This window comes from Erysipelotrichaceae bacterium 66202529 (assembly GCA_017161075.1).
Taxonomy (GTDB): domain Bacteria; phylum Bacillota_I; class Bacilli_A; order Erysipelotrichales; family Erysipelotrichaceae; genus Clostridium_AQ.
Window position 1 is genome coordinate 574,676 of the sequence record CP046174.1, and the last position, 12,965, is coordinate 587,640.

The following is a 12,965-nucleotide window of genomic DNA, read 5'->3' on the forward strand; positions in this document are numbered from 1 at the left end:
GCTGACATTGTATGGTTTATATGAAGAAAGCAGTTGGAAGGTGTAAGCATGAGAGGGAAAGCAATCGGTATAAAAAAAGCAAACGGTATGGGCAGTGTATACAAGCTGCAGGGAAACAGGAGAAAGCCCTGGGTTGCATGCGTAACCGTCGCCTATCAGCGTAAGGATGGTGCACGGCATCAGAAACGGAAAATCATCGGCTATTATGAAACGGAGGAAATGGCGGAGTTTTCTCTCTGGAATTATAATAAGAATCCTGTTCTGTTTGCGGAAATCGAAAAGCTTGGAACGATCACTTTTGAAAATGTATATATGGAATGGTCTTCAACGAAATATAAAAATATATCACAGACTGCAATCAATGGCTACAAGGCAGCCTATGCCCGCTGCTCCAGTATATGGAATGTCCGCATGACGGATTTAAAAGCCATGCATTTTCAAAGGATCATGGATGAAAGCACCCTTTCCTTATCCAGTGACTTGAAGCTGCGCTCTTTGATGATGCTGGTATGTGAATATGCGGTGCAGAATGATATCATTCAGAAAAATTACGCAAAATACGTGATTATCAATCGAAAAGAGGATCATCCGGAGATACACAAACCCTTTACAGAATGGGAAATTGAGCAGTTGTTTGATCATGATAACATTCCATTTGTAGATACGGTACTGATTATGATTTATACCGGGTTCCGGGTAGGCGAGCTCTTTAATATACGCAGAGAGGACGTCGATGTACAGAATATGACCATACGGGGCGGTAGTAAAACCGAGGCCGGTAAAAACAGGCTAGTACCGGTGCATGAAAAGATTCAGAAGTATGTTATGGATTATTATCTGCAAAACTATGAATATCTGATCAGTGATACGGATACGGGAAAGAAATTCAATTACCATATGTATCGGAACCAGTATTTTGATAAGATCATGGACATGCTGGATATGGAGCACCTTCCCCATGACTGCCGGCATACGTTTGCGACACGGCTCAGCAACTATGGCGCAAACAGCACCTGTATAAAGAAGCTGATTGGACATAGCTCATATGCCACTACGGAAAAAATTTATACCCATAAGGATGTTGCGCAGCTTCGCCGTGCGATATCCACTCTGAAATGATGATAGCTACGTGTTAGCTACAGTATGAAATCGTATGCTAAAAAGGAAATGCTGAAGGAAAAAAGGTCAGGGTGCTGCTAATCGCGGGTATCCTGACCAAATTTATGCAAAAGAGGCTTTACATTCTCTGATTCATACATCTTTTCCTGAAAAAAAGACAGTTCATAAGAACCATCTCAGTTAATGTTAATCTTTATTCTTTGCCATATTCTGTAACTGCAGGCGGATTTCTCTTCTGCGGATACCTGTCTGATATTCCTGCTTTTCTTCTTCAGTATCACAAATCAATGCAGGAACAGTGGCAGGACGGTCTTCATCATCGAGAGCTACCTCTGTCAGGTAGGCAGTGTTGACGAGCCGTCGCACACCGTCACGGTTTTCCACATAGCTGTCAACGCGGATTTCCATTGAAGTATTACCCACATAAGTAACCTTGCCATGCAGTACCATCAGCTCATTCAGATGGACTGCTTCCTTAAAATTGAGGCTGTCGATAGAAGCTGTGGTAATGTTACGGTTACAATGCCTTCTGGCAACCACACCGGCCAGTACATCAATCCACTCCGCAAGCTGCCCGCCAAACAGACGTCCACTGCCATTCAAATGATTTGCCATGACCAGCTGCACCTGTTCTGCTTCAGATTCACATACCTTCTTTGCTTTTCGCTCCATTATATCACTTCCTTTATATGTTATATTTTACCATATCATATAAGGAAAGGGCAGAGCTTTTTGCATCAGATGATCGTATCGATCAATCCATAGGCAAGTGCTTCCCCAGCATCCATATAACAATCACGGTCACAGTCCTGCCGCAGTGTTTCTATATTCTGGTGTGTATTCTCGCTCAGTATGCTGTACAGGCGTTCCTTCAGCTTCTGTATATGCAATGCCGCAATTTCCATATCCTTTGCCTGCCCCTGCATACCGCCCATCGGCTGATGAATCATAATTTCACTATTCGATAAAGCACTCCGCTTTCCGCGTGTTCCTGCACTGAGGAGCACCGCTGCCATGCTGGCACAGATGCCCATGCAAATGGTACTTACATCACAGCGGATATATTTCATGATATCATAAATAGCCAGCCCTGCACTGACACTGCCGCCCGGTGAATTGATATACATCTGAATCGGCTCATTGTTCATGCTGGACAGATACAGCAGCTGTGCACATATGGAGCTTGACATCGCATCATCAATTTCCCCTGTCAGAATGATGATTCGCTCTTTCAGCAGGCAGGAGTACAGATCATACACCCGTTCACTGCTTGCATTTCTTTCTATAATTGTCGGTACAAAGACCATGCTATCACTCCCGTCTCTATACACAGTATGCTCGAAAGGCTGGTTTTAATACTGCATGAGCAGCAGGATTCCATGTAATCGTTTACAAAACGCGGTTGTTTGAAATCGTAAAAAAAGCCCGTTTTCAAAGGGGATTTCGCAATTTCTGGCGGATATCGTCAAAAATGGATAGAAGGCTGAAAAAAACGATAAGTGAAAAGATTCTCAATTGACATTTACCTATGAAATACGTATAATAAGAGTGTTAAAAGGAGGACTTTGAAGATGACAGTAAAAGTTGCTATTAATGGATTTGGACGTATTGGACGTCTTGCATTCAGACAGATGTTTGGGGCTGAAGGTTATGATGTAGTTGCAATCAACGACTTAACTTCTCCAAAAATGCTGGCTCACTTATTAAAATACGACTCTACACAGGGTACATACGCTAAAGCTGATACAGTAGTTGCTGGTGAAAACTCTATCACAGTTGATGGAAAGGAAATCACTATTTACGCTGAGGCTGATGCTAAAAACCTGCCTTGGGGAGAATTAGGTGTAGATGTTGTTCTGGAATGTACAGGATTCTATACTTCTAAAGCAAAAGCTTCTGCACACATTGAAGCTGGTGCTCGTAAGGTTGTTATCTCTGCACCTGCAGGAAACGATCTGCCTACTATCGTATTCAACACAAACCACGATATCCTGAAACCAGAAGACACAGTAATCTCTGCTGCTTCTTGTACTACAAACTGCTTAGCTCCTATGGCTGATGCGTTAAACAAATTAGCTCCTATCCAGAGCGGTATCATGTCTACAATCCACGCTTATACAGGTGATCAGATGACACTGGACGGACCTCAGAGAAAAGGCGATCTGCGTCGTTCCCGTGCTGCTGCAGTAAATATCGTTCCTAACTCTACTGGTGCTGCAAAGGCTATCGGTCTGGTTATTCCTGAACTGAACGGTAAACTGATCGGTTCTGCACAGCGTGTACCTACTCCTACAGGATCAACTACAATCTTAGTTGCTGTTGTTAAGGGTAAAGTAACAGTTGATGAAATCAACGCTGCTATGAAGGCTGCTGCTACTGAGTCTTTCGGATACAATACTGACGAAATCGTTTCTAGCGATGTTATCGGTATGCGTTACGGATCTCTGTTCGATGCTACTCAGACGATGGCTATCGAAATGGAAGATGGAAATACTCAGGTACAGGTTGTATCTTGGTATGACAACGAAAACTCTTACACTAGCCAGATGGTTAGAACAATCAAATACTTCTCTGAATTAGCTTAATTTTAGAAGGTAAAGAGTGTTATGAAAAAGAATCACAAATGTGGTTCTTTTTTCTATTTATAGCTAAAAATATCAGTAGAGTTACGTAAGCTGTAACAGAATGCTGGATGCATGACTGATACGCATATTCCTACATGTAAAAATATTTTAACCGCAAACAGCATTCGTTCAAGCTGGCTGTGAAGCGGAACTCTTTTTTTGTCGATTCCCGTTTTCCACGTTGTCTTGCTATCCATAGGCGTGCTATAATTGTCATATCAATTATGGGGAGAAATGTATGGATAGAAAAAAACGAATCAGCAGAGTAGACGTACAGGTATCTATAGTGACAGCAGTTATTGTTATCACATCTTTCATCTGCGTCTACTTTTTTAATTATTATATAACCCATGAGGATATGATTAACAGTCTGCAGGAGCGTGCGGAAAGTATATATGTTTATGTTGACGATTATGTAGATAAATCAACCTTTCATAATACAACGAAATTAAAAAAAGAGAATCCTGCTTATATTCGGATGAAGGAGAAGCTGAAGGAAGTAAAAGCAAGCACAAATGTGCGCTATCTGTATACCGCGCAGAGGAATGAAAACGGGGAATATGTCTATTTGGTGGATGGCCTGCCATCTGACAGCGCTGATTTCCGCAATCCCGGTGATAAAATTGAACAGGAGATCATACCGGAGCTGCAAGCTGCTTTGAATGATAAAATCATTTTGCCAAACCAGATAAAAAATACGGAATGGGGGCCTATTTTTATATCCTATTTTCCAATTCATGAAAATGATAAGGTGGTGGGGGTGCTTGGGATTGAATTTGATGCCTCTCATCAATACCGTGCATTTCAGATGATACAAATCGGAACGCCGATTATCGCTGTGATTGCCTGTTTGATCGCTGTATGTATTGCTGTGCATTTATTTAAGCGCATTAGCAATCCCATGTATAAGGACATGGCGAATACAGATTTTTTAACCGGCTTGAAAAATCGAAATGCTTTTGAGCTTGATATTGAAAACAGACAGGATAAGAGGCTGGGAATATTGATTGCGGATTTAAACGGTTTAAAGAAAATCAATGATGAGCTAGGTCATCAGATAGGGGATGAGTATATAAGAAGGGCGGCTGTTATTCTTAGCAAATGTGCCGGTATTCATCCTGTATACCGGTTTGGCGGTGATGAATTTGTCATTCTTGTGAACGAGGGGAATGATAAAGCTATGAAGATGCTGTGTGAAAGGATTCTTGCTTATACGCAAGCTGGTGCCAATGATTCTGCTTACGCTGTTTCTTTGTCAGTAGGCTTTGCGATATATGATCCCTGCGATGCATGCTCCATACAGGATGTATTCCAGCAGGCGGATGAACAAATGTATAAAATGAAAAACAAGATAAAAAAATGAGTAGAACCCTTTTCAAATATAAGAGAAAGGTGTAAACTATAACCACAGTTTTGAGTGAGGTGAATACCATGGCGTTGCGTACGAAGCTGAATACAAATGATGAGGGTGAAACAAACGGTCTTGATGAATTGGACGATCTGGATGCAGTCTATGTGGATGAGCTGAAAAAATCCGGTTTGAGTGAGAATCTGATGGCCCAGTTTATGGATATTTCAAAGGCTTTGGAAAAGGAAAAAAGCGAGGGAAATGAGCGGTAGTATTGAAATCTGCGATATTCCCTGCTATACTAAAACAAGATAAACCAGTGACAAGGATGAGTACCGGCATATGTGTGGAAAACAGCGATTTCTGAATGGTGGAAGCAGAGACAAAGCAGGCTGGGAATGCCCCTTGGAGGGATTTTTCGATAATGTAGAAGAATACGTAGTTCGGCGTTAACGGTACAAGTGGAAAAGCATTTTTCAAATAGAGTGGAACCGCGCGGATACAGCGTCTCTATAATATAAGTGCTTTTTTTATTTATAAGGAGGAAATTATGATGAAATTATTTAATAGCATGAATCAGAAGGTGGAGGATTTTAAACCCCTGCATGAGCATGAGGTGCATATGTATGTATGCGGACCAACAGTATATAACTATCCCCATATTGGGAATGCCCGGCCCATCGTTGTATTCGATACGCTGAAGCGTACGTTTCAGGCGATCGGATACAACGTTAAAATGGTATCAAACTATACCGATGTTGATGATAAAATCATCAAGGTCGCTAAGGAATGTGGAGTAAGCGAAGCAGATATTACAGAGAAATTTATCGATGCATACAATAAGGATCGTTTATCCCTGCATGCCATGATGCCGGATGCGGCTCCCAGGGTAACGGAAACCATGGATGCGATTATTGCATTCATTAAGCTGCTGGTGGATAAAGGAAATGCGTATGAAATTGATGGCGATGTATATTTTAGAGTGAATAGCGTGGAGAGCTATGGAAAGCTGTCAAACCAGCAGGTAGAGGATTTGCTGGTAGGTGCGAGAATAGATGAAAACAGCAAGAAGGAGAATCCATTGGATTTCACCTTGTGGAAGAAGACGGAGGAGGGGATTCAATGGGATTCCCCGTGGTCTGTCGGACGTCCCGGCTGGCATACGGAATGTGTGGTCATGATCAATCAGGAGTTTCATGGTGAGCATACCATTGATATTCATGGTGGTGGAATGGATTTGAAATTTCCGCATCATGAAAACGAGATTGCACAATCAAGAGCTGCCTATGATTCACCGATTGCCAATTACTGGATTCATAACGGTATGGTGAATATTGATGGGGAGAAGATGTCAAAGAGTCTGGGTAATGTTATCTGGGCAAAGGATATGATTGCGAAAATCGGTGGCAATGTGCTGCGCTGGGTAATGCTGTCTGCACATTACCGTGCACCGTTAAATATCAATGAGGAAGCAATCGAAACGGCAAAGAAGGAGCTGAACCGCGTAGCTACTGCTATGAAGCAGGCATATGTAAAGCTTAATTTGGCAGATGTTACGGTTGCGGAAGCATATGATGAGACACAGCTTGCGCCGTTTCTAGATGCAATGCAGGATGATCTGAATACGCCGAATGCATTTGCGGCAGTGTTTGAAACCGTTAAGGTGTTAAATCAGACACTGCGTCAGCGTGATGCGGATTTGAACGCTGTTGCAGCCCTTGTTCATACATTGGAGAAAATGATGGAAGTGCTGGGAATCGATATTCCGCGCCTTACGATGTGTGAGGAGGATAAGCAGCTGCACAAGCTGTGGAAGGCAGCAGTGAAGGAAAAGGATTTCGCTACTGCCGATCAGTACCGTGCACAGTTGATAGAAAAAGGTATCCTGTAATGGATATTAAGGAATATAACGGAACATCACTTGCCTATATGGGGGATGCTGTCATGTCGCTGCTGGTCAGAGAGATGCTGCTGGCACAGGGCTGGCAGAAGTCTAAAATTCTGCAGAAAAAAAGCGAATCATGGGTCAGTGCTAAGGCACAGGCATATTTCCTGATTCAGCTGAAGGAGCGTGAATTTTTCAGTGAGGAGGAGTATGCAATCGTTCTAAGGGGACGCAATACCCATTCCGCAAGTAAGGCGAAGAACGCAGATGTTACGACGTATCGTATGTCAACCGGTCTGGAGGCTTTGTTTGGCTGGCTGTACCTGACGCATCAAGAAGCTCGCCTGCAGGCTTTGTGGGAGGAAATCCAGAAGATAGGAGAATATCAATGACGCAGTATGTATATGGAAAAAATGTAGTGAAGCAGCTTCTGCAGGATGGCAAAACCATCCATGAGGTTCTGATTCAGGAGGGTATCCGCGATACCGCGCTGGAAAATGAGATCCGTAAGAAGCAGATACCGGTTAAAATTCTTGGTAGAAAAAAAATGGATCAGCTGCTGAACGGAAATCATCAGGGCATTGCTGCCAGTATTGATGATTATAAGACATGGGAGCTGGAGGAGCTGCTGGAAGCTATTCCACAGGGAAAACAGCCGCTGCTTGTTATGCTGGATGGATTGGAGGATCCCCACAATCTGGGGGCAATTCTTCGTACCTGTGACTGTATTGGCGCAGATGGTGTCATTATCGGCAAGCATCGTAATGTACGTCTGACACCGACCGTTGCCAAGGTGAGTACCGGAGCCATTGATACGGTGAAGGTAAGCGTGGTTACCAATCTTGCACAGGCTATCAAATATCTGAAAAAGCAGGGATACTGGGTTGTTGGTACAGATTTTGAAAACTCCCGCGATTATCGGGAGGGACAATACGATGTTCCACTTGTTTTGGTGATTGGCAGTGAAGGCTTTGGAATCAGCTCTCTTGTGAAAAAGAATTGTGATTATTGTGTCCGCCTGCCAATGGAGGGAAGTGTCAGCTCTTTGAATGCCTCCGTTGCTGCAGGAATTCTTCTCTATCAGATTCACGCACAGCGCCACCCTCTGTAATATTCGCTTCCCTTACGGGGAGAGAATATATGGAAGAAGTATACTATAATGATTATGAATTACTATATTTAATACGACAGAAAAACGATATGGCATTCGCGCTTCTTATGAAGAAATATGAGGAGATTGCGGTTATGCTGATGAAAAAATATAGCAGGACGTATAAAATCGGTATATCCGAGGATGATTATCTGCAAATGGCGAGAATAAAGCTGCTGCAGTCGATCAATGAATATCGCGAGGATCAGGAGGCCAGCTTTTACCATTACTTCTGTAATGTGTTTCATAATCTGCTGATTGATCTATATCGGCATTCTTTGCGAGAAAAGCATATTGTCTCTCTGGATTCCTGTATTCAGGAGGAGGAGGGAAGCTACTGTCTTCTGGATATTATGGAGAAGCCGAATGAGAGCTTTTATGTATCCTATGAATTTCAGCATCGTGTAAACAGCCGCAAGGAAACACTCAGCAGTCTGGAAAAAAGAATTCTGGATTTGCGTGCCCTCGGTTATACGTATCAGCAGATTGCCGACACTCTGCATATCAAGGCAAAGAAGGTTGACAATACGCTTCAAAAGATACGCAAGGATAAAGAGGGTGCAGAAAAGGCGTAACATACTTGCGGTGTGGAAAAGCGAAGCATGGGAGGTAGGTGCATAAAGCAGGAATACCTGTCTTCGTTGGTGTTGTAAAACAGCAGATACAGTAAATATGCCGTATTTATCATCATTGCAGCATGGATTCGTGATGTTTTCACAGGCAATCCGGATAGGAATTGGAAATTAAATTGACGAAACCACTTCTTTATGATAAAGTAAATAGGCAAAGAAAGAGGTGTTCCTGATGAGCGATAAAGTCATATTAACCTGCACCGAATGTCTTTCTCGAAACTATACAACTACAAAAAACAAAAAAACGCATAATGAGCGTATCGAATTGATGAAGTTCTGCAAGAAATGCGGTAAGCATACACTTCACAAGGAAACGAAATAAGGAGGCTTTTTATGAAATGGTTCAGTATTAACGGGATTTTAACTGAAATGAAGAGAATACGCTGGCCAAAGGCAAAGGATCTTGCCCGCGACAGTGTAACAGTATTTGGATTTGTAGCATTCCTGGCCTTATTCTTTTTCCTGTGCCAGGTAGTATCATCCGGTTTCTTGAAGCTGATCGGAATCGTGTAGGAGGAAAAGCATGGCTGAGGAAAATAAAAAGCAGTGGTATGTGGTCAATACATATGCCGGACATGAGAATCGTGTAAAAGAAAATCTGCTGCGTCGTGTGGAATCCATGGGACTTCAGGATTATTTGTTCCGTGTGGTTGTCGCAGAAGAAAAAGAGATTGAATATAAGAATGGTAAGGAAGTTGAAAAGACGACCAATCTGTTCAGCGGATATCTGTTTGTTGAAATGATTATGACAGATGAAGCATGGTATATCGTACGTAATACGCCGGGTGTAACCGGATTTATCGGTTCCAGTGGTGGTGGTGCAAAGCCGTTTCCTGTCGCAGAGGAGGAAATGGAAAGCATCCTGCGCCGTCTGGGTATGAGTGAGCGTAAGGTACAGATTGATTTTGCGGTAGGAGACCGTGTGCGTATCCTGAGCGGAGCCTTTGCGAATGTGGAAGGAACGGTTGAGGAGCTGCATGAGGATTCTCAGACAGCAGTCGTGCTTACGATTCTGTTTGGTCGTGAAACACCAACAGAAATCGGCTATGGCGAGCTGGAGAAAGTAGAGCTGTAAGAATCTTAGCGATAAGATTCTTTTTTTCGTTTACAGGAAGGAAAAGCAGTATCCCGGTTTTCAAAGTATAAGGAGCAGCTCTTACAGCTTGAAGTGGAGGCTCCATCATTTTTTTTTGCACCATATGGCAATGCAAACTTAAACTGAGTAATCTTTTACCAATAGTGTATGACAATGCAAACGCAGCTGTTTGTTTTTTTGTATTATATGGAAATTCAAATGCTATTATCTGTTTCTTGGAAATCCTATGGAAACGCAAATTTAGCTATCATATAAAAATACGGATCGCGTTATCTGATTTTTCGTGCTCCATATGAAAATTCAGACTCTGCTATCTGTGTAGTCCTGACAACCTGAGGTATTCGTTTTTTGTCCGGTAAGTTTGCTTGAATAAAGAATTCAAAAACCAGCTATCGTGTGGTATCACTGTATCTAAGCTGCATGTGTATCAGCGCATGACGATATAAAATCATTCCTGTATCATTGTGGAAAAAACTGACGGTTCCATGCATATGCAGCAGATTAAAAAATTATGCCTGTGACTGTGTGAAAGTGACAAAATTCGTCGCACAGAGTTCTTATAATAAAGGCAGGAAGTGATAAAAATGCGGGAACGGGCAGGATTTATCATAGGTATCAGTGGTGTTGTGCTTCTTCTCAAGCCGAATTTTGATCCGGAACAAATGGCGATGTATTTCAATTATCTTGTGGGAAATTACTGGCCAGCCATACTGATTATCGTAGGACTGCTCCTTGTCAACCCGAGGAAGAAGAAAACAAGAGGGAAAAGCAGATAGCCGCTACTTGACAAAACCAGTGCTTTCTATATCATTAAGGAGTAGAAAGCAGGTGGCTGTATGAAAAAAACATATTTAATAGATTTGGATGGAACGATGTATAGAGGCTCTCAGATCATAGAGGGCGCTAAGGAATTCATTGACGCTTTATTGAAAAACAATGAGAGCTTTGTCTTTTTGACAAACAATGCAAAAAGAACAAAACGGCAGAATGTGGAGCATATGGAGCGTATGGGCTTTACCGGTATACGGGAAGATCATTTCTTTACCTCCAGTATGGCTGCGGCAAGATATGCGGCTGCGCATTATGAGGGCAGAAATGCATGGTATATCGGACAGGATGGTCTGAAGGAGGCATTGGTGGATGCCGGCTTCACCATAGCGGAGGAAAATGTGGATTTGGTTTTTGTAGGACTGGATACAGAAGGAACCTATGATAAATATTCCAAGGCTCTGGATTTCCTTTTGCATGGGGCGAAACTGATTGGTACCAACAATGACCGGCTGCTTGCACAGCCTGGAGGCTTTGCGGTTGGAAACGGCTCTATTGTGGCAATGTTTGAATATGCGACAGGGCAGGCTTCTCCGAAAATCGGGAAACCGCATGCACCGATTTTGGAGGAAGCGCTGAAGTACTTTCAACTGCGCAGAGAAGATGCTGTCATTTTGGGCGATAATCTGGAAACTGATATTCTTCTGGGCGTGGAGAATCATGTGGATACAATATTCGTGACCAGCGGTGTCCACCAGCGTGAGGATGTAGAAAAGCTGAACATCCATCCGACGCAAACGATCGATGATCTCAGGGAATTGATAGATAAATAAATTGTGTGAAAATGTGTTAGATTGAGCAAACTCCTTTTGAGAGCAGGGTGTTTGTGCTATACTGAGCATGTATAAGATTGTAGATAAAGGAGGACATACGTTATGTCATTGATTACCAATGTTCATGCCAGAGAAATTCTGGATTCTCGAGGAAATCCTACGATTGAAGTAGAAGTGGAAACAGCTTCCGGCTTTGTAGGACGCGCAATGGTTCCAAGTGGTGCATCCACAGGAGAAAGAGAAGCTCTGGAGCTGCGAGATGGTGACGCTTCCCGTTATGGCGGAAAGGGTGTTCTGCAGGCAGTGGAGAACGTTAACAATATTCTGATTGATGTGGTTCTGGGAATGGATGTTACTGACCAGACCGGAATCGACAAGGCACTGATTGATGCCGATGGTACAAAGGATAAATCAAAATACGGAGCAAATGCAATTCTGGGTATCTCCCTGGCAGTCGCACATGCTGCCGCTGATTACTACGGATTACCGCTGTATCGCTATCTGGGCGGTATCAACGCAAAGACACTTCCGGTTCCTATGATGAATGTATTAAACGGTGGAAGCCACGCAGATTCTTCTGTAGATTTCCAGGAGTTTATGATTATGCCGGTCGGGGCGAAAAGCATTCGTGAAGCAATCCGTATGGGTGCTGAAACATTCCATGCTCTGAAAAAGGTATTAAAGAATAAGGGACAGGTTACCGCTGTCGGTGATGAAGGTGGTTTTGCGCCAAACCTGGAGGATAATGAAGCACCTTTGAAATGCATTATGGAAGCGATTGAGGCGGCAGGCTTTAAGGCTGGAGAAGACATTTGCATCGCAATGGACGTTGCGGCAAGTGAATTCTATAATACGGAAACCAAAATGTACGATTTGACAAAATCCGGACAGGGCTCCAAGACAACGGACGAGATGGTTGCCTGGTATGATGAGCTTGTTGAAAAATATCCAATCATTTCAATCGAGGATGGTCTTGGTGAACGTGACTGGGATGGCTGGAAGAAGCTGACGGAGCATCTTGGTAAGAAAATTCAGTTAGTCGGAGATGATCTGTTTGTAACGAATCCTGCAATTTTGCAGGAAGGTATCGATAAGGATATCGCGAATTCCATTCTGATCAAGGTTAACCAGATTGGTACATTGACGGAAACCTTTGATGCTATGGAGCTTGCTAAGAAGCATGGCTACACTGCTGTCGTATCCCATAGAAGCGGTGAAACAGAGGATACAACCATTGCGGATATCGCAGTTGCATTCAATGCAGGTCAAATCAAGACAGGTTCCATGTCTAGAACAGATCGTATTGCGAAATACAATCAGCTGATCCGTATTGAGGAAGAACTGGGCGATGTCGCAGTATTCAACGGAAAATCAGCATTCTATAACATCTTCAAGCACTAATCAGCGTTCTACATAAGCAAAATGAAACGGGTATCCTGTCTGTTCCTACAGCGGGATGCCTTTTTATGTGCTGAGAAGGTATGTCAGAAATCATCTATTGTATGGAATA

16 protein-coding genes and 1 other annotated feature are annotated in these 12,965 nt (G+C 42.9%); of the genes, 14 read left to right on the top strand and 2 right to left on the bottom strand.

All coding sequences use genetic code 11. The annotated features are described in order from the left end of the window. Nucleotides 1-48 precede the first annotated feature (48 nt). Complete coding sequence (locus GKZ87_02610) at nt 49-1,119, top strand: tyrosine-type recombinase/integrase (protein QSI24473.1); 1,071 nt, start codon at nt 49-51, stop codon at nt 1,117-1,119. 186 nt (nt 1,120-1,305) lie between these two features. On the opposite strand, the gene GKZ87_02615 is transcribed toward GKZ87_02610, so the two are convergent. Both GKZ87_02615 and GKZ87_02620 read right to left on the bottom strand, forming a co-directional pair. Then, nucleotides 1,306-1,791 (bottom strand): acyl-CoA thioesterase, encoded by a 486-nt coding sequence (locus tag GKZ87_02615; protein QSI24474.1) that lies wholly within the window; start codon nt 1,789-1,791, stop codon nt 1,306-1,308. A 65-nt stretch (nt 1,792-1,856) separates the two neighbouring features. Then, entirely contained in the window at nt 1,857-2,426 is a 570-nt protein-coding gene (locus tag GKZ87_02620) for an ATP-dependent Clp protease proteolytic subunit (GenBank protein QSI24475.1), read from the bottom strand. A 264-nt stretch (nt 2,427-2,690) separates the two neighbouring features. On the opposite strand from GKZ87_02620, the gene gap reads away from it, so the two are divergent. The 13 genes from gap to eno all read left to right on the top strand — a co-directional run bounded on the left by gap (nt 2,691) and on the right by eno (nt 12,856). After that, entirely contained in the window at nt 2,691-3,704 is a 1,014-nt protein-coding gene (gene gap / locus GKZ87_02625; protein QSI24476.1) for a type I glyceraldehyde-3-phosphate dehydrogenase, read from the top strand. 277 nt (nt 3,705-3,981) lie between these two features. After that, nucleotides 3,982-5,106: a diguanylate cyclase gene (locus tag GKZ87_02630; protein ID QSI24477.1), complete on the top strand. Its 1,125-nt coding sequence runs from the start codon at nt 3,982-3,984 to the stop codon at nt 5,104-5,106. 68 nt (nt 5,107-5,174) lie between these two features. Further along, the gene (locus GKZ87_02635) at nt 5,175-5,363 is read left to right on the top strand and encodes a hypothetical protein (GenBank protein QSI27862.1); all 189 of its coding nucleotides are present in this window, start codon (nt 5,175-5,177) and stop codon (nt 5,361-5,363) included. A gap of 38 nt (nt 5,364-5,401) precedes the next feature. Then, nucleotides 5,402-5,606: a binding site (T-box leader), on the top strand. Nucleotides 5,607-5,644: 38 nt separating this feature from the next. Then, entirely contained in the window at nt 5,645-6,982 is a 1,338-nt protein-coding gene (locus tag GKZ87_02640; GenBank protein QSI27863.1) for a cysteine--tRNA ligase, read from the top strand. Further along, nucleotides 6,982-7,368 carry a Mini-ribonuclease 3 gene (locus GKZ87_02645; protein QSI24478.1) on the top strand — a complete coding sequence of 129 codons (387 nt, stop codon included), beginning with the start codon at nt 6,982-6,984 and terminating at the stop codon, nt 7,366-7,368. The genes GKZ87_02640 and GKZ87_02645 overlap by 1 nt, the downstream gene beginning before the upstream one ends. Next, on the top strand, nt 7,365-8,087 hold the full coding sequence (rlmB, locus tag GKZ87_02650; protein QSI24479.1) for a 23S rRNA (guanosine(2251)-2'-O)-methyltransferase RlmB: 723 nt from the start codon (nt 7,365-7,367) through the stop codon (nt 8,085-8,087). The genes GKZ87_02645 and rlmB overlap by 4 nt, the downstream gene beginning before the upstream one ends. Nucleotides 8,088-8,116: 29 nt before the next feature. Then, the gene (locus GKZ87_02655; protein ID QSI24480.1) at nt 8,117-8,701 is read left to right on the top strand and encodes a sigma-70 family RNA polymerase sigma factor; all 585 of its coding nucleotides are present in this window, start codon (nt 8,117-8,119) and stop codon (nt 8,699-8,701) included. A 229-nt stretch (nt 8,702-8,930) separates the two neighbouring features. Further along, a complete protein-coding gene (gene rpmG / locus GKZ87_02660; GenBank protein ID QSI24481.1) occupies nt 8,931-9,080 on the top strand; it encodes a 50S ribosomal protein L33 in 150 nt (49 codons plus the stop codon). Nucleotides 9,081-9,091: 11 nt separating this feature from the next. Beyond that, nucleotides 9,092-9,271: a preprotein translocase subunit SecE gene (gene secE, locus GKZ87_02665; protein QSI24482.1), complete on the top strand. Its 180-nt coding sequence runs from the start codon at nt 9,092-9,094 to the stop codon at nt 9,269-9,271. 10 nt (nt 9,272-9,281) lie between these two features. After that, the gene (gene nusG, locus GKZ87_02670; protein ID QSI24483.1) at nt 9,282-9,833 is read left to right on the top strand and encodes a transcription termination/antitermination factor NusG; all 552 of its coding nucleotides are present in this window, start codon (nt 9,282-9,284) and stop codon (nt 9,831-9,833) included. Nucleotides 9,834-10,438: 605 nt separating this feature from the next. After that, complete coding sequence (locus tag GKZ87_02675; GenBank protein ID QSI24484.1) at nt 10,439-10,630, top strand: hypothetical protein; 192 nt, start codon at nt 10,439-10,441, stop codon at nt 10,628-10,630. 60 nt (nt 10,631-10,690) lie between these two features. Then, nucleotides 10,691-11,455 (top strand): HAD-IIA family hydrolase, encoded by a 765-nt coding sequence (locus GKZ87_02680; GenBank protein QSI24485.1) that lies wholly within the window; start codon nt 10,691-10,693, stop codon nt 11,453-11,455. Nucleotides 11,456-11,557: 102 nt separating this feature from the next. Continuing rightward, nucleotides 11,558-12,856 (top strand): phosphopyruvate hydratase, encoded by a 1,299-nt coding sequence (gene eno / locus GKZ87_02685; GenBank protein ID QSI24486.1) that lies wholly within the window; start codon nt 11,558-11,560, stop codon nt 12,854-12,856. Nucleotides 12,857-12,965 lie beyond the last annotated feature (109 nt).

Coding starts and splice junctions, on each gene's coding strand:
- GKZ87_02610 (QSI24473.1), top strand. CDS start 49: ATGAGAGGGAAAGCAATCGGTATAAAAAAAGCAAACGGTATGGGCAGT.
- GKZ87_02615 (QSI24474.1), bottom strand. CDS start 1,791: ATGGAGCGAAAAGCAAAGAAGGTATGTGAATCTGAAGCAGAACAGGTG.
- GKZ87_02620 (QSI24475.1), bottom strand. CDS start 2,426: ATGGTCTTTGTACCGACAATTATAGAAAGAAATGCAAGCAGTGAACGG.
- gap (QSI24476.1), top strand. CDS start 2,691: ATGACAGTAAAAGTTGCTATTAATGGATTTGGACGTATTGGACGTCTT.
- GKZ87_02630 (QSI24477.1), top strand. CDS start 3,982: ATGGATAGAAAAAAACGAATCAGCAGAGTAGACGTACAGGTATCTATA.
- GKZ87_02635 (QSI27862.1), top strand. CDS start 5,175: ATGGCGTTGCGTACGAAGCTGAATACAAATGATGAGGGTGAAACAAAC.
- GKZ87_02640 (QSI27863.1), top strand. CDS start 5,645: ATGAAATTATTTAATAGCATGAATCAGAAGGTGGAGGATTTTAAACCC.
- GKZ87_02645 (QSI24478.1), top strand. CDS start 6,982: ATGGATATTAAGGAATATAACGGAACATCACTTGCCTATATGGGGGAT.
- rlmB (QSI24479.1), top strand. CDS start 7,365: ATGACGCAGTATGTATATGGAAAAAATGTAGTGAAGCAGCTTCTGCAG.
- GKZ87_02655 (QSI24480.1), top strand. CDS start 8,117: ATGGAAGAAGTATACTATAATGATTATGAATTACTATATTTAATACGA.
- rpmG (QSI24481.1), top strand. CDS start 8,931: ATGAGCGATAAAGTCATATTAACCTGCACCGAATGTCTTTCTCGAAAC.
- secE (QSI24482.1), top strand. CDS start 9,092: ATGAAATGGTTCAGTATTAACGGGATTTTAACTGAAATGAAGAGAATA.
- nusG (QSI24483.1), top strand. CDS start 9,282: ATGGCTGAGGAAAATAAAAAGCAGTGGTATGTGGTCAATACATATGCC.
- GKZ87_02675 (QSI24484.1), top strand. CDS start 10,439: ATGCGGGAACGGGCAGGATTTATCATAGGTATCAGTGGTGTTGTGCTT.
- GKZ87_02680 (QSI24485.1), top strand. CDS start 10,691: ATGAAAAAAACATATTTAATAGATTTGGATGGAACGATGTATAGAGGC.
- eno (QSI24486.1), top strand. CDS start 11,558: ATGTCATTGATTACCAATGTTCATGCCAGAGAAATTCTGGATTCTCGA.